Raw genomic sequence first — 19,122 nt, 5'->3', positions numbered from 1 at the left:
AAGATACTGACGAAATCAGCCGCGGATCAAAAGGTGCCGGAATGATGTAATCTTCACCATATGACAAGGTCTGGCCGTCATAGGCATCCGCCACTGAATCCGGCACATCTTCGCGTGCCAGCATGGCAATCGCATTGGCGGCGGCGATTTTCATCTCGTCATTGATCTTGCTGGCGCGCACATCAAGGGCACCACGGAAAATATAAGGGAAACCAAGCACGTTATTGACCTGATTCGGAAAGTCAGATCGGCCAGTGGCGATAATGGCGTCAGGGCGAACCGCTTTGGCCTCATCAGGCATGATTTCGGGCACCGGATTGGCCATCGCAAAGATAATTGGGCGGTCAGCCATTTTGGTGACCATCGTTGTGGTCAGGGCCCCTGCCGCCGATAGTCCCAGAAAGACATCAGCCCCAACCAGCGCATCTTCCAGCGAGCGCGCTTCGGTTTCAACAGCATGCGCCGATTTCCACTGATTCATCGAGGCCTCGCGGCCTTTATAGATTGGGCCGGAACGGTCACAGATAATGATATTCTGATGCGGCACACCCATGGTTTTCATCAATTCGACACAGGCAATCGAGGCAGCACCAGCACCATTGCTGACGATCTTGATATTTTTCATGTCGCGACCGGTCAGATGCAAGGCGTTGATTAGACCAGCGGCAGCGATAATGGCGGTGCCATGCTGATCATCGTGAAACACCGGAATATCCATGCGTTCGCGGAGTTGTTGTTCGATGATGAAACATTCAGGCGCTTTGATATCTTCAAGATTAATGCCGCCAAAGCTGGGCCCAAGCAAGGCCACGGCATTGACAAAGTCATCCGTGTCTTTGGTATCGAGTTCGAGGTCGATACCGTCAATATCGGCAAATTTCTTGAATAGAACGGCCTTGCCTTCCATCACCGGCTTGGCGGCAGCGGCACCAATATCACCAAGTCCCAGAACCGCAGTGCCATTAGAAATAACAGCGACAAGATTACCCTTGGCGGTATAGTCATAGGCACAATCGACATTTTCGGCGATTGCCAGACAAGGCGCGGCGACGCCCGGCGAATAGGCCAGTGACAGGTCACGCTGGCTTGTCAATGGCTTGGTCGCGGCGATTTCGAGCTTTCCAGGGCGTCCCTTAGAATGAAAAAGGAGCGCTTCTTTATCAAGATTTTTGCTTTTTGAGGTCATGGGTTTTCTCTGGGATATGATATCTTGTCGATTGAAAAACAGGACTATTTTAGTGACTATAGGCGTGATAGATAGTTTTTCATAATCATTTTGGAGTACAAAGAACAAAGCCCCCTTGTCCTGTTTCGGGGGATGTTGCATTCTTTGCTATATAATGGCTTCACACGTTCCTATACCACTTTCGGCTAAAGTAAAAGCGCCTACCCCGATGATGGCGCAGTATCTTAGCGTCAAAGAATCACATCCAGATAGTTTGTTATTCTATCGGATGGGCGATTTTTACGAAATGTTCTTTGAAGATGCGGAAATAGCCGCCGCGATATTGGGTATCGCGCTGACCAAACGTGGCAAAAATCAGGGTGAAGATATTCCGATGTGCGGGGTGCCGGTGCATGCTGTGGATGCCTATATGGCGCGGCTGATTAAGGCTGGCCACCGGGTGGCGGTATGCGAACAAACCGAAAGCCCAGAAGCGCAGAAACAACGTGGTGCCAAAGGCCCGCTAAAGCGCGATGTCGTTAGGGTTATGACACCGGGGACATTGACTGAAGATGATTTGCTGGAGCCGCGTGCGCATAATTTTCTGGCCGCGCTGGGGCGGTCTGGCGCGGGTCAGGCCTTGGCTTGGGCGGATATGTCAACAGGCGACTTTTTTGTCGAGGATTTGGGCGATGGCGGACTTAGTGATGGTGGACTTAGTGATGGCGGTCTTGAAGATGTCATTGTTCGGCTGACACCATCCGAATTGATTGTGCCGCAAGGCCAAGATTACACGCAGTGGTCTTGGGCGGATGACTTATGTATCACCGAACAAGCCCCATCGATGTTCGATTCCAGCCTTGGCACACAGGCATTGCACGCGTTCTTCGGTGTTAGTAGTCTTGATGGCTATGGCGATTTTTCGCGGGCGATGCTGTCAGCAGCAGGTGCCTTGCTTGGCTATATCGAGGCAACACAGATTGGCAATATGCCGCGTTTGCAGCCGTTGCAGGCGATTGCGCATAATGTGTATCTGGATATTGATCCAGCAACGCGCCGGTCGCTTGAATTGACCCGTACATTGACCGGCGAGCGTAAAGGCAGTTTGCTGCATGCGGTTGACCGCACCATGACGGCGGCTGGTAGCCGGATGTTGACCGCGCGTCTGGCCGCGCCGCTTTGCGATCTGGTCGCGATCGTGGCGCGCCAGGATCTGGTGTCATGGTTTATCGAAAATGAAACAACCATGACCACAATGCGGGATAAGCTACGCGTGCTTCCCGATATGCAACGGGCGGTGACACGCCTGACTATGGGACATGGCGGCCCGCGTGATCTGGCGGCGCTGGAAACCGGTTTGCGCATTGCCGAAACGGTGGTTGGGTTGATCCGGCAGACCCAAATGAAGACGGGCACAAAGGTGCTGGATGCCACCTTGCCCGCAAGGATGGAGGCGCTTCTGGAGATGCTGGTCGCGCCATTGGCCCTAGCGGACAAGCTGGCACCAGCACTGGCTGATGAATTGCCGTTTCTGGCACGTGATGGGGGCTTTGTCAGGGTTGGTTACGATCAGGGACTAGATGATGTGCGCCAGCTGCGCGATGAAAGCCGGCGTCTGATGGCGGCATTGCAAGCGCGCTATGCCACCGATACCGATATAGCCAGTCTGAAAATCAAACATAATAATGTGCTGGGCTATCATGTCGATGTGCGCGCCACACATGCTGATAAGCTGATGCAATCGGAGCTGTTCATTCATCGCCAGACCACCGCACAAACGGTGCGTTTCACCACCACCGAACTGGCCGAAATGGAACGCGATATGGCAGCGGCGGCAGGCAAGGCACTGGCCAAGGAATTAGAGATTTTCGAGGCGTTGACGTCGGCGGTTACTGACAGTGCCAGTGCGATTGGTGACGCGGCTACGGCGCTGGCCGAACTTGATGTGGCTGGTGGGGCGGCGGTGCTGGCACGCGACGCCCAATTTGTGCGCCCGACTATGCGTGATGCCGCGATTTTCGAAATTGATAAAGGACGCCATCCGGTTATCGAAATGATGCTGCCCGCACAAACGCCCTTTATTCCGAATGATTGCCAGCTTGCGGCTACAGTTGATGCCACAGATGATGATAAGGCGGCGATCTGGCTTTTAACGGGCCCAAATATGGCTGGTAAATCAACATTTTTGCGGCAGAATGCGCATATTATCATTCTGGCACAAGCTGGTTTGTTTGTGCCTGCGGATCGTGCCGTGATCGGCATTGTTGATCGTCTGTTTAGCCGGGTGGGGGCGTCGGATGATCTGGCCAAGGGACGCTCGACCTTTATGGTTGAAATGGTCGAAACGGCGGCCATTCTGAATCGCGCGACGCCACGATCATTTGTTATTCTGGATGAAATTGGCCGTGGAACAGCCACCTATGACGGGCTGGCGATTGCCTGGGCGACATTGGAACATCTGCATGATGTTAATCACTGCCGCACGCTGTTTGCGACGCATTATCATGAGCTGACGCATCTGCAACAGGCCAAGGCGCGGATGCTATGCCATTCGATGCAGGTGCGTGAATGGCAAGGTGATATTGTGTTTCTGCATCGCGTCATTGCTGGTGCTGCTGATCGTTCATACGGGGTGCATGTGGCACGGCTGGCGGGTCTGCCGCATAAGGTGCTGGGGCGTGCCGAACAGATTCTGGCCGAACTTGAAGCCGGCAAGCATGGCGCGGTCGATGTCGGACAAGTTGCCGATAATTTGCCATTATTTGACTATAAGTCTGATGATAAAGGCTATGGGGCACCAGCCGGTGCGGTGATGCCATCGGCGGTGCTGGAAGCGATTGATGCGATGTTACCTGATACGCTGACGCCGCGGGCAGCCATGAACCTGCTTTATGAGCTGAAAGCATTACGCGCCAAAGACATTACGCGCCAAGGATAGGGATGATCATAAGTGAGTGCCAAAATAAATATAAAGGACACAGATATAAGCGCACCAAAAGCGGCGACGGATAAGAACAGCAACAGGCGCGGGCTTTGGCATCGCTGGGTGATGCCGTTGGTATCGGTCATGGAAACGCATGAGGCACCGCTTGATATGGCCGAGATCGAAGCTGCCTGTGCAGCGTTTGGCGAAAGCAAATCTGCAAAACGACGCGCGGCGATGCTGGCTTTGTTACGTGACCGACTGGCGACAGCGCGGACACAACAAAAAGGCGAACTGACCGAAACCAAAGACGGGGTGATCTATGTTGGCTTGAATGCGTGGATGATTGATCAGCTATTGGAGATATTGCGACGTGAGGCGGTGCGTGCAACGGGCGGCAAGGCGCAAGGCGATATGGCGATTGTCGCTGTGGGTGGCTATGGACGCGGCGAGTTAGCCCCGCATTCGGATATCGATATTCTGTTTCTGGTGAAGAATAAGGTTACCGATAATCTAAAATCACGGATCGAATATATTTTGTATATGCTGTGGGATCTGGGGCTGAAGGTCGGGCATGCGACACGTGATGCGGCTGATTGTATCGACGCGGCCAGGCAAGATCAGACGATCCTGACCGGCTTGCTGGAAATGCGCCATGTTGCCGGTAATGAGGCTTTGTCAGCGCATCTGTCAACGATGTTCCGTGCGTATGTGGATAAAACAAAACCGTTGCAATTTGTCGAAGAAAAGCTAGCCGAACGCGATCTGCGGCATCAGCGTCTTGGTGATACGCGCTATGTTGTCGAACCCAATATCAAAGATGGCAAAGGCGGTCTGCGTGACCTGCACACATTATTATGGACGGTGAAATATGCCTATCGCGCCACATCGCTGATCAATATTGTCGATCAGGGTATTCTGCGCGCGAGCGAAGCCCGACGCTTTGCCGCGGCGCAGCGGTTTTTATGGACAGTGCGCTGTCATCTGCATCTTTATGCAGGGCGCCCCGAAGAACGGCTCGATTTCGAAGCGCAGATGGTGATCGCGCCGCTTATGGGCTTTGCCGATCGGGGTGGCTTGCGGGCGGTCGAACGTTTTATGAAACGCTATTATCTGGCCGCGCGTGATGTGGGCAATCTGACGCGCATTTTCTGTGCGGCGATGGAAACCGACTTTCGCAAGCGCAGGAAGTTTTTCCAGAATAGCTTTAGGGTATCGCGCAATATTGATGAGTTCCAGATCCAGGCTGGACGGATCAGCCTGTCGGAAGATGTGTTATTCCGTGATGCGCCATTGCGGATTTTGAAATTGTTCCAGCTGGCGCAGGAACATGACGCCGATATCCATCCACAGACATTGCACCGGATCACCAGAGCGATGCCATCAATCGATGCCGAAACACGCGCTGATCCTGCGGCGAACGCGCTGTTTCTGGATATTCTGACATCATCGACGAACCCTGAACGTATTTTGCGATTGATGAATGAAAGCGGCGTTATCGGACGGTTTTTGCCTGATTTTGGCCGTATCGTCGCGATGATGCAGTTCGATATGTATCATAGCTATACGGTCGATGAACATACGATCAAGGCGCTGGGGATCTTGCACCGGATCGAAACAGGCGGGCTGACCGGTGATGCGCCTGTTGCCAGTGAAGCGATGCCCGAAATCGGATCACGGCGGGCGCTATTTGTCGCGGTTCTGCTGCATGATATTGCCAAGGGACGCGGCGGCGATCATTCGATATTGGGGGCAGAAGTGGCGCATAAGGTCTGCCCGCGTCTGGGGCTGACACCTGCTGAAACGGAAACCGTTTCATGGCTGGTTCGCCATCATCTGCTGATGAGTAAGATCGCCTTTCGCTATGATCTGAATGATCCAAAAACAATTGAAGATTTTGCCGCGATTGTGCAATCGCCCGAACAATTACGTCTGTTGCTGATCTTGACGGTAGCCGATATTCGCGCGGTAGGCCCGACCATATGGAATGGCTGGAAAGCGGCGCTGATGCGCGATCTGTTCAGCCGCACCGATGCCGTGCTGAAAGGAGCTGATCCGACGGTAATCGCACAAGGCAATGCCGGTATGGCGCGCGCGCTGGCCTTTGAGAGGCTGGTCGGCCAGCCAGAAATAGATAAGACTGAAACAGATAAGACTGAAACAGGCCAGCCAGAAACAGGTATCAGGGCAACAGCCGCGATGAAATGGTCGGCGGCGGCGTTTGCACAACATGCGGATAATTTCCCATCCACCTATTGGACCGGATTTGACGTTGAAAGTCATTGCAAACATGCCACGCTATGCCAGCAATTCCGGACTCTGGAAAGGCCATTGCTGATTGATTTAAGCCCGGATCAAGCTAGGCGAGCCACTGAAATGACCGTTATCACTGTTGATGATCCGGGGCTGTTTTCGCGGATTGCCGGGGCGGTGGCGGCGGTTGGTGTGAATATTGCCAGTGCGCGGATTACCACTTGTAGTGACGGCACCGTGCTTGATGTGTTCTATCTGCAAACAATCGATAATCAGGTTGTCGATGAGGTTGCACTTTTGACCCGAATTCGTGATTTTGTAACCAAGGCGGCGGTTGGCAAGATGCGAATTGCCGATGCACTATCGGCGCGCTGGCAACAAACGCCTAAACGCATTCGCCGGTTTCCGGTGCCACCGCGCGTGCTGTTATCAAATAATATTAGCAAAACGCATAGTGTGATCGAAGTGAATGGTCGCGATTTCCCAGGGTTTCTGTATAAGATTACACGCTGTATGGTTGATCTTGGCTTGCAGATACAGTCGTCAAGCATTTCAACCTATGGCGAGCGTGTTGTCGATGTGTTCTATGTGAAAGATATTTTCGGTCTGCAAATTTTAAATGAAGCACGCCAGCATCATATCCGCAACGCGCTTTTGGCGGTTCTGCAAGCAAGTGATGAGACTGACGCCGATGAGATCCATAGCCGTGGCGGGGATGCGGCATGAGCCAGCATTCGCTATTGGGGGCGTTCCGGCAGATTGGGTTGCTGACAGGAATGAGCCGGATTCTGGGCTTTGGCCGTGACGTGGCTTTTGCCACTTTTCTGGGGGCGGGACCGTTGGCGGATGCGTTTCTGGTCGCGCTGAAATTACCAAATATGTTTCGCCGGTTAAGCGCCGAAGGGGCGCTGACCAACGCTTTTGTGCCTAGTTTTTCAAAAATACGCGCGGCAGATGGCCATGACGCGGCGATGCGGCTGGCGGCAGAGGTTCAGATTGTGCTGACGCTTGTTTTGCTGGTGATTGTCGGGCTGGCCGAATTTTTTATGGTTGATCTGGTTGGCTTGCTGGCGCCGGGATTTGTAGCGACGCCGGAACGTTTCACCGCGGCGGTTGCGCTAGGCCGGGTCACAATGCCCTATCTGCCATTGATTTCACTGGTCGCGCTATGGTCAGCGATTGCTAATGCGCATGACCATTTTGCCGCGGGTGCGATCATGCCGGTATTTTTCAATCTATGTCTGATCGCTGGCGCAATGGCCTTGCCGGTGATGGCGGCAGGCGAGGTGGTGACATCCGCTATGCCGCTGGCGGTGGCATTGCTGGTGGCTGGTGTCATTCAGCTGGCTGTCATGTTCGCCATTTTGCGGCGATTTGGTGGCACGCCAGTCTGGATATGGCCGCGATTATCGGCGGCAGGGCGCACCATGTGGCGCAAATTCACGCCGGCAGCACTGGCAGCAACAGCGATGCAGGTGAATATGCTGGTCGATCTGATTTTGGCATCCTTGTTACCTGTCGGGGCGATCTCGTGGCTTTATTATGCTGACCGGATCGTGCAATTGCCATTGGGCATAATCGGCATCGCGCTTGGCACCGCATTATTACCAAAATTATCAAAGGCTGAAGCGGCGCAGGATCAAGCATCGGTTAATGCGATTTTGAATGACGGTATCGGGCTTGGTGGGTTTTTTGTGATTCCCGCGGTTACGGCGATGATCTGTATTGCCGAGCCGATCATTAGCGGGTTATTTGCCTATGGCGCCTTCAGCACCGCCGATGCGGTGGTTACGGCATTGGCATTACAAGCCTACGCGCTTGGTCTGCTTGGGTTTGTCGCCACAAGGTTATTCCAGCCTGCTTTTTACGCGGCAGGCCAACCGACAACGGTGCTGAAAGTGTCGTTATGTGCGGTGCTGGTCAATATTGCTGGATCATTGTTTTTGATGCGCATCTTCGGGCATGTCGGGCTAGCGATTGCGACATCGTTTTCCGGCATTATGGCCGCGCTGATTCTGGGTATATTGCTGGTGCGTAGTGGTAAGCTGGTGCAGATGCCGTTTGCTTTGCTGGGCAGGCTTTGTCTGGCTTCGGCCTTTATGGCGGCCAGTTTGCTTGGCACCCGACAGGTGATGCCTGATTTGCCCAATGCGTTGGTGCTTGTCTTGCTGGTGGGTGTGGGCGCGGTGATTTACATAGCCGCTTCGGTGGTTTTAAAAACAATTCCCGACGGTATTTTGCGACGAACAACGTCGCGTGGGGCTTGACCATCTAGCGCCTAGCAGGGATAACCAGATACTTGTTATCCGGGGCGTTATCCGGGCGATCTATAAAGGAACCAAACATGACTGAGTCAGCGAACCGTATCTTCTCGGGTATTCAGCCGACTGGCAATCTGCATCTTGGCAATTATCTTGGTGCGATCCGCAATTGGGTGACATTGCAGGATGATTTTGAATCGATCTATTGCGTTGTTGATCTGCATGCAGTTACGGTGCCGCAAGATCCAGCTCAATTACGTAATAGCACGCGCGAAGTGACAGCCAGTCTGATCGCGTCGGGGATTTCGCCAGAACGGTCAATTCTGTTTAATCAGTCGCGTGTGCCGCAACATGCCCAGCTGGCCTGGATTTTTAATTGCGTGGCGCGGCTTGGCTGGCTGAACCGCATGACGCAGTTCAAGGAAAAAGCCGGCAAGAACCGCGAACAAGCCTCGGTCGGTCTCTATTCATACCCGATTTTAATGGCCGCAGATATTCTGACATATAAAGCCACGCATGTGCCGGTAGGCGAAGACCAGAAACAGCATCTTGAACTGACCCGCGATATCGCTCAAGCCTTTAACAGCCATTATGAGGTTGACTGTTTTCCGCTGCCCGAACCACAGATTTTTGGCAGCGCAACACGGGTGATGAGTTTGCGCGATGGCAGTAGCAAAATGAGCAAGTCTGACATGTCCGAATTATCCCGGATTAATCTGACCGATGATAATGATACGATCGCGGCAAAAATCCGCAAAGCCAAAACTGATGCCGATGCTTTGCCATCGGAAGCTGCTGGGCTGGCCGGTCGCCCCGAAGCCGAAAATCTGGTTGGTATTTATGCGGCGATGGCCAATATGACCGTTGATGATGTTCTGCGCGAATTTGGCGGGCGTGGATTTGGTGATTTCAAGCCCGCCTTGGCCGCCTTGGCTGTGGATCAGCTGGCACCGATTGGTGCCCGTATGCGCGAGTTGCTGGAAAATCCGGATGAGTTGGATGCGATTCTTGATGATGGTGCGGTGCGCGCCGAAGCGATCGCACGGCCTATTCTGGCCGATGTGCATGAGATTGTCGGGTTTCTGGGTATGCCAGTGAAATAGGGCCAGTGAAATAGGGCCAGTGAAATAGGGCCGGTGAAATAGGGCCGGTGAAATAGGGCCGGTGAAATAGCTTTAGAGAATTGCGTGTCTGACTGGTGCTGGTCAAATATAGCCAAACCAACCAACAAATTAACAATAAGGCAAACCTTGCCATAAAACTGACAGATTACCATCTATATGCTATATTAAGTTTATCATGATGTCCGGCGTCTTGGCTGGCTACTGATAAAGAGCGCGAATATATGCGTTTTGGGGCGTTAGGCCTGAATATGCCGGCTTTTCAATTAGGGAATTAATGGATGTTTATACAAACACAAGATACGCCTAATCCAGCGACGCTGAAATTTATCCCCGGGGTGCCGGTGCTGGAACAAGGCACGGCAGATTTTCCGGCGGCTGACAGTGCCGGATCATCACCAATGGCGCGCCGCCTGTTTCAGGTTGATGGTGTTGCCGGGGTGTTTCTGGGTGGTGATTTTATCGCCGTTACCAAAGTTGACGACATGGACTGGTTTGCGCTGAAACCGTCAATTCTGGCTGGCATTATGGAGCATTTTGCATCAGGCCTGCCAGTGATCGAAGATAATGCTGGTAATGTGACCGAAGCCAATACAGATGATGAAGATGATGATGATACCGTCAAGCAGATCAAGCATCTGCTAGATACGCGGGTGCGCCCTGCCGTGGCGATGGATGGTGGCGATATTGTGTTTCAGGCATTTGATGATGGCGTGGTGACATTACAGATGCGTGGCGCTTGTCAGGGATGTCCTAGCTCAACAGCGACGCTGAAAATGGGTATTGAGAATATGCTTAAGCACTATATTCCCCAGGTTCGGGAAGTTCGTGCCGCTGATTTTTAAATTTGCGTTTTAGTTTCAGGTAGTATTTTGACAGACCGACTGAATTTGCTTTTGCATGACAAAAACATTGTCAGACTGACACTGGTGCTGATGGCGGTCATCATTCTCGTGCCGGGCGTGTTTAAAGTCGCCCCACCCCAATGGTTGCATGCGCCAAGCCCCATGGTGGCTATGATCGAAAGCGATAGTGGGATAGGCACAGATATGTCCGTAGCCGCATCCCCAACGCCAGAGACAGATAAAGATGCCAAGCCAGATGTGGATATGGTGACGCGTGCCGATACGGATATCGCGAGCAGCATGCCGGTAACATCAACAAATCAGCAACAAGATTCTGTTACGCCGAAAGTGCCAGAAATAGGGGGGCTAGCGCAGGTGCAAACCCCGCGTGAGTCGATTATAGAAGCACTGAAAACGACGAAAGCCCGCAATCAAGAGGCACCAGCAGCAAAAGTACCACCGATAGCTGTCGCACGTAACTTTGTGCGGGTGATACCTGCGTCGCATGCCGGGCTGGCCACAACCGAGCAAAAAGAAAATTTCATCAACATGGTTCTGCCGCTGATTCTGGCGTCGAATGAAGAGATTAAGCAACGACGCGCGGCGATTCGGCGCGCCTATGACAGACAAGATGCGGTTACGCTGGGTAAATGGGCGACGCTCTATAAATTACCCATAGACAATGTTGCCACACAGGACTTTTTGAATGAGCTGTTAGCACGTGCCGATGTGATTCCGGTACCGCTGGCATTGGCCCAGGCGGCGATAGAATCAGGCTGGGGCACATCGCGCTTTGCCCGCCAAGGCAACGCGCTGTTCGGACAATGGGCCTGGCAGGAAGATGACGGCATCAAACCATTGAATGCCAGCAACAAGAATGCGGTTGTGCGGAGCTTTCCCAATCTGCTGGGATCAGTGCGTGCCTATATGCATAATCTGAACACGCATCAAGCCTATCAGAGTTTGCGTGATAGCCGTAAAAGGCATGCTGGAATGCCGGATGAAGACAAAGCCAATATTCTTGTCGGGCACCTACATAATTATGCCGAAATAGGCACCAAATATGTCAAGGATTTGAAAATTGTCATGCGCAAAAACAAACTGCGCACGTACGCAAACGCTTATCTGTCGTAGGATAGTAGGTATATAGCCGCGATCATCTTACGGCTTTCGCGATGCTACAGCCGGATGATGCCCTTAATAATCCGCGATCATCTTTCGGCTATCACTGCGTTCCAGCCGGATGATGCTAGTCAATCATATGGCCGGTGCGGGTTTTCTTGGTCTTGAGATAATGGGCATTAAACGGATTTTCATCTATATGCAAGGACACGCGTTCGCTGATCTCAAACCCATGCGCTTCTAACTGGGCGATCTTGTCAGGATTGTTGGTAATCAAACGCATTTTGCCGATACCAAGCGCCTGCAGGATATTGGCAGCTGGCAGAAAACTGCGCTCATCAGTATCAAAGCCAAGCATATGATTGGCGTCAACCGTGTCCAGACCACCATCCTGAAGCGCATAAGCGCGCATTTTATTCAACATGCCGATGTCGCGGCCTTCTTGTGCCAGATAGACCAAGATACCGTTGCCTTCACGCGACATAAGTCCAAGGGCGGCCTTGAGCTGATCGCCGCAGTCACATTTCAAACTGCCTAGCACATCTCCAGTAACGCATTGCGAATGAAGCCGCACAAGCGGCGCCTTATCCGCGTTGGTGGTGTCACCAAGCGGGTCGCCAATAAGAACGGCAAAATGCTCTTCGCCCCCGGCGGCGGCACGGAACATGATAATTTCGGCATCTTCGGCTAGCGCCAGCGGCACCTTTGCCCGGGTGGTTTCGCGCAAGGATGTGGCGGCATCTTCGTTATAGTGATCGACATCACGGGATTCGATAATGAGCAGATTATTTTCAAGTGCCCAGCGATCCTGTAGGGCAATATCACGAAAGCGCAAGCGTGCCATAAACGCCGCTGGTATCAGCTTGGCAACACGCAATAGACGGGTGGTATTATCGGCCAGCGAACCGGCTTTTTCCGGAATAATCGTATAGCTAGACTGTGTGTCATCGGCCTTTGGCTGACCCAACGCCATTTCAAAAGCGCGCGCGGCAGAATGCGCGGCACTTGATAAGGTTGCACAAGGTTTGTTTTGTCCTATAGTATGACCAAGGCTAGACATACGGTTTGACGTCAATACAAGTAAAGTGCCCGAACCAGCTAGGGTTTTGAGTTCGACAATGTCATTATCATGTGCGATCTCGACAGCTTTGAAAATCGCGGCCTCACCCGAAGGAAGCCGCACAACCACTGCCCCACCACGCCGTAATTCGGCACAGGCACGGTCAACCTTTAAATAAGTGCGATTGATATTAAACGACGACATATTCAAGATCCGCTAGCTAAATGTTTGGCCAAAAGGTTTATCGGGGTAGAATGTTAACAATATCATAATGTCGTTTATTGGGTTGAAGATAAAAATGCAAGATTTGTCCTCAGAAAACAACACTTTCGAAAATAACCAGATACGCCTGTTTGTTGTTGATGACGACGATTTATTACGCACGACGTTAAAAGATCAACTCAATGCCGAAGGCTATAGTCAAGTTACCACCATTGCCGGTGTTACCGAATTATTCAAGATACTGCCTGAAGGTGAACCTGACATTATGCTTCTTGATGTGCAGATGCCAGACGGAAATGGCGTTGAGGTATGCCGTCATCTGCGCCGTAATGGATTTACCAAGCCGATTTTGATGCTGACAGGCAAGGATGCCGAAGAAGATATCATTCTGGGGCTGGAAGCTGGTGCCAATGATTATATCTCCAAACCCATGCGGATGGGCGAATTGCTGGCGCGGATCAAATCGCATCTGCAACAGCATCGTGCCTCGGACAGTGTCCGGTTCCAGCTTGGCTCGCTTAGCTTTATACCCGCGACAAAAATGCTACAGCATGAAGACAGTGGCCAGAAACAGCTATTGACCGAAAAGGAAGCGGTGATTCTGAAATTCTTTATCCGCGCCGCGCCCGAAATTGTATCCAAAGATGAATTGTTAAAAGATGTCTGGGGCTTTCGAAGCGGCGTCAGCACGCATACGGTCGAGACGCATATTTATCGCCTGCGCCAGAAAATCGCCAGGGTCACGTCGGAACAGATTATCCGTACCACCGGCAAGGGCTATTGCCTGTCGAACGGGATTCACGATTAGACGGTGAACGGGCTTATGTTTTTAAGATGAGTGGTGAAATATAGTGCGTATATGTTTGGCATATACGTTTGGCATATACGTTTGGCTGGGGCGGTAGGATTCGAACCTACGGTACACGATACCAAAAACCGATGCCTTACCACTTGGCCACGCCCCAACAACAAACGTCCGGCAATCTAACCAGCAACTTTGTCGCAATCAAGCCTGTTATTTCATATCTTTGCTAATTCTTTACTTTATAGATGCGGTAAAAGGGAAAATTATCGTCAATCAGGCTAAAATAGTCTGGATCTGCCGTCCCCAGATAAAAAAGCTGGTTAAAACTGCTATGATAAAGGCGCGGATGTATGATCTGCGTCTGGATCGTCATATCGCCCAGATCATGTGCCTGCATCACCAGCCCCTGCGGGTGGGCATAGTCCCGACGCGCAATGATTTTACCGCCGCGTGTTTCGATCATATGGCGCATAAGCGGGCTTTTGTTAATTGTCCCTCTGGCCAGATCAAACTGGCGCCCCGCACAAATAAGATAGGGGGACGCATTATCCGCGTTACAACGGATGTTCTGATAGGCAAGCGTATTGTCGCCAGGGCGTATATTGATCGGTTTGCCATTTTCGGCATCCCACATGCCAAGCTGGCTGATAGCGCCCATCCAAGGCACCATCTGATGCGTCAACACCAGATAGATGTCGGTGTTGCTGGCACCGGTGAAAGCTGCGAAGCGGGCTTCAAGCGCGCCTTTTTTTGTGCTGTTTGTCTGTAGGCCAGCCAGACCATCCGTGGCCAGAAATGATAGGATCGCGGCGGTTTCGGCCTGACTATCGGCGGTTAGCGCGCGCGCGACATAATGCGTAACCGGTGATGTCTGAATGCCGCCATCATGCAGGCTGGGCATATCGCTGAGGAAGGTGGCCATATAGCCATAATCCCACCAGCTGGCAATCACCGCCGGTTTTGAGTCTGGACGTGACGCTATGCGGTTGCTTAGCTGATTGAATCCGGTCAGCACCTCGTGGCTAAAGGATGGGGCGGGCAGATAGGGTTTGGTGAGCGGATTATAAGCATTTAGATAGACAAGGACGGTTACGATCAGGGCGCTGACCGGCATCACCATAGCGGCGATGCGTGTCACATAAGATGGTGTTTGCACGGCGGGGCTGGCGGTATCATATCGGGCCATCAGCCAGCCTGTGAAACAGCGAAGCAGGGCAAAAATACCCCAGGCCACGCCAAACCAGACAAGCGGGGCGGCAAAAAACACCACCCGATTGCCAAACATAAAATTGAGCAAACCAAGCCCCAGAATGGGCAGCACGGCAAGGCCAATCACCGGATTGAAGATCACCCAGATCAGCAGGCTGATGATGCCAAAGGCACCGATCACCGGATCATAGGTGATACTGCGCAACAGATCGATAAAGGGAATCACGTTCAGTTCAGTGATGGTCTGAAAGGTGTTAGGAAATATCAGTGCGCCAAATTCCAGATTAAGATCGGTGAACATATCTAGCGCAACACCGCCCATATTGGTAAAAGTGCCAGACAGCAGAATGAAAATCGCTGCTTGTGCGCCTGTGCGTTTAAGATCGCGATGCGTCATCAGGCTGACCCAGACAAGTACGCCCAGAAAGAACCAGCTGAAAATATCTTTGCTATACCACCAGCTGAAAAGCCAGTTCAGGGCACCAGCGCATAGGCTGGTCAATATCGCGGCGCGCCAGCCCCTGACCCGCCCCGCCAGCAGTGCCAAAGCGGTGACGCCGTAAAAGAAAGCCAGATTGAGCTGATCGGTATCAATGCGGCCAACGGCGCTGCGCGATAGATAGCTAAAGGATAGCCCGCCACCAAGTGCGGCGATGGCCCCTTCCCACCAAAAACCAGCAATGCCAAAGGCACAGATAATCGCCAATGCCGTGATCATCGCGGTTATGGGTAGCATCGCATGGGCGGTGTCCATCAAAGCCTTGTTGGACGCATCTGGCGCAAAATAGGCAATCAAAATTGGCAGCAGCTGCTCTGTGGTCAGGCGTTTATCTGGATTTGCCTGATAGTCATGATTATTTGGAAATAGACGTTTCTGGTGAAACGCATCACTGGTTTTGTCGGTTTTTATGGCTTTGGCTGTGGCCAGAAAAAACCCAGCATCGGTGGTTGAAACCGACGGCATATCAGCAACAAAATATCTATCCGGTTCGGCCTGCCACTTGGCAAACTGCCAGCTTCGCATATGGCCATTGGCAGCAATAGCGATCACCGCCATGATAAGGGCAAGACAGATATAAAGATGGGATCTGGAGGGTTGCAACCATGACGGGGTGAAATGGGTCTGGTGAAAATCCCTGCAATGCCGATCCAAGGCGGTAAATTTTTCTGTGAAAGACATATTGTTTCCGGATCTCATCGCCCAAATATCAAATTAGAGCTATTTAATCTAACGGGTCAATGCAGGCGATCAAAAAAGACCGCCAGACTGATAATCATATCATATAATATGTGTTGCCTCAGCCCAGATGCCCGATTTGCGTAGGGTGTCGCAGGCATGCTGGCATGCTGGCTGGCTGTCAAACAGGGCAAAGCAGCTGGCCCCACTACCCGACATGGCGGCGATCTGACAACCATGCTGTTGCCGCAATAGGCTAAGCAGACTGGCAATTTCGGGTACCAGCGTACAGGCGGTGGCTTCCAGATCATTACCCAGCCGCGCTAAGCCCGATATATCAAGCGCGCCAATATCGCCTGCAGCCCCCTGACCAGCGCTTTGCAGATGCGCAAAGACATCTTTGGTCGCCAGCGGGATCAAGGGGTTAGCCAGCAGAATAAAGGGAGGCGCGTCAGAGGCAGATGATATATCAAGCATGGGAGATAGCGGGGTGATCTGATCGCCTATGCCCGTCATGCGTAATGTATGTGCGCGCAGGCAGGCGGGCACATCGGCACCAAGGTGGGTGGCAAGCGCATGAAGCGTTTCAGGGGTAACAGCTTTATCAGCATGGGCGTTTAGCGCGCGTAACATGGCGGCCGCATCAGCCGAGCCGCCGCCAAGCCCAGCCCCAACGGGTATGCGTTTTTCAAGCGTAATGGCCACTGGTGGTATGACGCCGCCCGCATCGCGAAAGGCGGCTAGTGCCTGCATACATAGATTTGGTGCGGTGGCGCTATTCGTTATGGCGCTATTCGTTATGGGGTAGGTAGAAATGTTGCTGTCAGTAATGTTGGTTAGGGCGGCGGCAAAGCTGCCAGTGACGGTCAGGCTATCAGTGATGGCCGGAGTGAGGCTGATCTGGTCGCCAAAAGCGGTAAAGATGACAGCTGAGTCAAGCAGATGATAGCCGTCATCTCGGCGTCCACAAATGCGCAGATATAGATTGACCTTGGCAGGTGCCATTTCGGTGATGCTGGTGCCAGTCATTTTGCCAGTCATTTTGTTGCCTTGGGGTTTATGTGCTGGGCTAGAGGGTTGCTTAGATAAGATGATAGAGACGACACAGAGCCTTATGGGTGTGTGCCGGTTTATGGATCCAGCCCGTCAGACAGTTTGGTGCGAATAGTATCGGACAAAACCGGATCGTCACTTTGTTCGATGGCGAAATCCCACATATGGCGCGCTTCGGCATAGCGATCAAGACGCCAATAAACATCGCCCAGATGATCGAAAATTACCGGATCGGCAGGCTCAAGCGTGGTGGCTTTTTCAAGCAGTTCGACAGCGACGGTATAATTGCCAAGCTTATAATGTACCCAGCCAAGTGAATCGACAAAATAGCCACTTTCGGGGCGAAGCTCGACCGCTTTTTCAATCAGCGTGATCGCTTCGGATAGGTTACGTCCCTCATCCGCCCACCAATAGCCAAGATAATTGAGCGTGAAGGCATCATTCGGGTTGATTTCAAGTGCCGCCAGAAACCGTTCTTCGGCTTTGTCATCAATGCCAAGCTGTTCGTAGGTGATAGCAAGATTACGATCAAGTGTGGGCGATTCAAAACCATATGATTCAGCCCGAAGATAGGCATCCCGACTGGCCGCATAATTGCCGTTGCGACGCAGAATATCAGCATGTTCCTTATGCAGAAACCCATTATCAGGATGTCGTGCCAGATGGGCACGAAGAATCGATAATGCCGTCTCAAAATCATTTTGTGCGACCAGCATATCCAGCTTCATCAGCATGGTAGGCTGTGCCCATAAGCCATCTGCATCAATATTGGCAAGCGCGGCCATGGCCGATGTATCAAGTCTAAGCAAAGAGAGGGTCTGTGCCAGCGAGAAGTGAATCGCATCGAGTCCAGGGGCTATATAAATGGCAAAGCGCAAACGTGCGCCGATCGTCTGTGGCTGTCCGTCACCAGCATTGCTGGCGGTCTGCAAAACACCATTGGCGATGTTCTGGGCAATCGTTGGTGGTTGATCGGCCTGCGTGGCAAGATGTTGGCGGGTTGTTTGCAGATCAAAGGCACGCGGCAGTTTTTGATCCAGCATCGCATCAGCCATGTCGCGGGCATCAAGTCGATAAAGCAAGCCAGCTAGATCAAGCATCATGGCCGATGATGGTATCGGTTCATCAATCAGCAATTGCGCCTTGAGCAAAGCATCATCTTTATGGCCTAGCGCTTCAAACATCAGCGCATGATGAAGCTGGTGATAGAAAGGCAGGCCGTCTTCGGCATCGACCAAAGATAAGGCGCTATCGGTAAGATGGGTGATGCCCGCATCACCGCGACCAGTGGCGATCATAGCCCAGGATTTTATAACGCCAGCAAATTGGCGTGACGGGATATTTTCAGCAACATTATCAACCAGCACCATAACCGCATCCCAATCACCAGCTCGTATCGCCATGGCAATGCTTGGCTCATAGCTCAAGGATGTCATGATATTCAGTCTTTCGAGCTGGCGACCGATGCTGGCTGCGCGTTCGATATGGCCAAGATAATATTGTGACATGAAATTACGTTGCAGAAATTCGATGTTATCTGGTTCGGCTTCAAGCGAGCGCATATAGAAATGGGCCGAATCTTCGATCTTGCTCATATAGAGCGCTTGGCGCGCGGCCAAATAATGCGCTGCCGCCGATTGTGGGTTATAGGGTTCGGATCGCTGTGCGGGCGTGGGCGCTGAGATGTCAATATTGTTTGTGGCAAATGGTGGTGATGAGGTACCACCACAACCAGATACGAAAAGGGCAAGCAAAGCCAGTGTCGCCAGCGTTTTGATTTGGCGTGGCTTTAGGCGATCAGGCGGCGCGCAGACCTGAAATTTGTCATTTTGTTTTATGTTGGGCATCTGTTCCATAATGGGCTATCCAAATCTAACCATATCAACCCACGAAACTGCCTATATAT

At 52.2% G+C, this 19,122-nt stretch carries 12 protein-coding genes and 1 tRNA gene; 7 read left to right on the top strand and 6 right to left on the bottom strand.

Going from position 1 to position 19,122, the window contains the following annotated elements:
• The coding region (locus ACTF7Q_RS03855; RefSeq protein WP_438996532.1) for a malic enzyme-like NAD(P)-binding protein at positions 1 to 1,186 on the bottom strand (1,186 nt) is incomplete at its 3' end.
• Positions 1,187 to 1,394: 208 nt separating this feature from the next.
• On the opposite strand from ACTF7Q_RS03855, the gene mutS reads away from it, so the two are divergent.
• The 6 genes from mutS to ACTF7Q_RS03825 all read left to right on the top strand — a co-directional run bounded on the left by mutS (position 1,395) and on the right by ACTF7Q_RS03825 (position 11,702).
• Positions 1,395 to 4,103, top strand: coding sequence for a DNA mismatch repair protein MutS (gene mutS, locus ACTF7Q_RS03850; RefSeq protein WP_438996531.1), 2,709 nt, complete (start codon positions 1,395 to 1,397; stop codon positions 4,101 to 4,103).
• A 12-nt stretch (positions 4,104 to 4,115) separates the two neighbouring features.
• Positions 4,116 to 7,067, top strand: a complete 2,952-nt coding sequence (locus tag ACTF7Q_RS03845; protein WP_438996530.1) for a [protein-PII] uridylyltransferase — start codon at positions 4,116 to 4,118, stop codon at positions 7,065 to 7,067.
• On the top strand, positions 7,064 to 8,608 hold the full coding sequence (gene murJ, locus ACTF7Q_RS03840) for a murein biosynthesis integral membrane protein MurJ (RefSeq protein ID WP_438996529.1): 1,545 nt from the start codon (positions 7,064 to 7,066) through the stop codon (positions 8,606 to 8,608). Before ACTF7Q_RS03845 ends, murJ begins: the two co-directional genes overlap by 4 nt.
• 77 nt (positions 8,609 to 8,685) lie before the next feature.
• Positions 8,686 to 9,705 (top strand): tryptophan--tRNA ligase, encoded by a 1,020-nt coding sequence (gene trpS / locus ACTF7Q_RS03835; protein ID WP_438996528.1) that lies wholly within the window; start codon positions 8,686 to 8,688, stop codon positions 9,703 to 9,705.
• A 299-nt stretch (positions 9,706 to 10,004) separates the two neighbouring features.
• Positions 10,005 to 10,568: a NifU family protein gene (locus ACTF7Q_RS03830; RefSeq protein WP_438996527.1), complete on the top strand. Its 564-nt coding sequence runs from the start codon at positions 10,005 to 10,007 to the stop codon at positions 10,566 to 10,568.
• Positions 10,569 to 10,595: 27 nt separating this feature from the next.
• The gene (locus ACTF7Q_RS03825) at positions 10,596 to 11,702 is read left to right on the top strand and encodes a glucosaminidase domain-containing protein (RefSeq protein ID WP_438996526.1); all 1,107 of its coding nucleotides are present in this window, start codon (positions 10,596 to 10,598) and stop codon (positions 11,700 to 11,702) included.
• A gap of 115 nt (positions 11,703 to 11,817) precedes the next feature.
• Here ACTF7Q_RS03825 and ribA read toward each other — a convergent pair whose 3' ends face one another.
• Complete coding sequence (gene ribA / locus ACTF7Q_RS03820) at positions 11,818 to 12,954, bottom strand: GTP cyclohydrolase II (RefSeq protein WP_438996525.1); 1,137 nt, start codon at positions 12,952 to 12,954, stop codon at positions 11,818 to 11,820.
• 94 nt (positions 12,955 to 13,048) lie between these two features.
• Here ribA and ACTF7Q_RS03815 point away from each other — a divergent pair, with 94 nt between their 5' ends.
• A complete protein-coding gene (locus ACTF7Q_RS03815; protein ID WP_438996524.1) occupies positions 13,049 to 13,780 on the top strand; it encodes a response regulator transcription factor in 732 nt (243 codons plus the stop codon).
• A gap of 82 nt (positions 13,781 to 13,862) precedes the next feature.
• On the opposite strand, the gene ACTF7Q_RS03810 is transcribed toward ACTF7Q_RS03815, so the two are convergent.
• From ACTF7Q_RS03810 to ACTF7Q_RS03795, 4 genes are all read right to left on the bottom strand, one after another.
• Positions 13,863 to 13,937 (bottom strand) — tRNA-Gln (locus ACTF7Q_RS03810).
• Between the two features lie 66 nt (positions 13,938 to 14,003).
• Positions 14,004 to 16,166, bottom strand: coding sequence for a hypothetical protein (locus tag ACTF7Q_RS03805; RefSeq protein ID WP_438996523.1), 2,163 nt, complete (start codon positions 16,164 to 16,166; stop codon positions 14,004 to 14,006).
• Between the two features lie 99 nt (positions 16,167 to 16,265).
• A complete protein-coding gene (locus ACTF7Q_RS03800) occupies positions 16,266 to 17,204 on the bottom strand; it encodes a 4-(cytidine 5'-diphospho)-2-C-methyl-D-erythritol kinase (RefSeq protein WP_438996522.1) in 939 nt (312 codons plus the stop codon).
• 89 nt (positions 17,205 to 17,293) lie between these two features.
• Complete coding sequence (locus ACTF7Q_RS03795; RefSeq protein ID WP_438996521.1) at positions 17,294 to 19,072, bottom strand: tetratricopeptide repeat protein; 1,779 nt, start codon at positions 19,070 to 19,072, stop codon at positions 17,294 to 17,296.
• Between the last annotated feature and the right edge of the window lie 50 nt (positions 19,073 to 19,122).

Source organism: Puniceispirillum sp. (SeqCode) (assembly GCF_965657105.1).
GTDB lineage: Bacteria > Pseudomonadota > Alphaproteobacteria > Puniceispirillales > Puniceispirillaceae > Puniceispirillum.
Note: the sequence above shows the minus strand (reverse complement) of the source record. Positions and strands in the feature narration are given on the sequence as shown.

Bases quoted from the DNA above. Each gene is read 5' to 3' on its own strand.
- mutS (WP_438996531.1), top strand. From the start codon at position 1,395: ATGATGGCGCAGTATCTTAGCGTCAAAGAATCACATCCAGATAGTTTG.
- ACTF7Q_RS03815 (WP_438996524.1), top strand. From the start codon at position 13,049: ATGCAAGATTTGTCCTCAGAAAACAACACTTTCGAAAATAACCAGATA.
- ACTF7Q_RS03795 (WP_438996521.1), bottom strand. From the start codon at position 19,072: ATGGAACAGATGCCCAACATAAAACAAAATGACAAATTTCAGGTCTGC.
- ribA (WP_438996525.1), bottom strand. From the start codon at position 12,954: ATGTCGTCGTTTAATATCAATCGCACTTATTTAAAGGTTGACCGTGCC.
- ACTF7Q_RS03800 (WP_438996522.1), bottom strand. From the start codon at position 17,204: ATGACTGGCAAAATGACTGGCACCAGCATCACCGAAATGGCACCTGCC.
- murJ (WP_438996529.1), top strand. From the start codon at position 7,064: ATGAGCCAGCATTCGCTATTGGGGGCGTTCCGGCAGATTGGGTTGCTG.
- ACTF7Q_RS03830 (WP_438996527.1), top strand. From the start codon at position 10,005: ATGTTTATACAAACACAAGATACGCCTAATCCAGCGACGCTGAAATTT.
- trpS (WP_438996528.1), top strand. From the start codon at position 8,686: ATGACTGAGTCAGCGAACCGTATCTTCTCGGGTATTCAGCCGACTGGC.
- ACTF7Q_RS03805 (WP_438996523.1), bottom strand. From the start codon at position 16,166: ATGTCTTTCACAGAAAAATTTACCGCCTTGGATCGGCATTGCAGGGAT.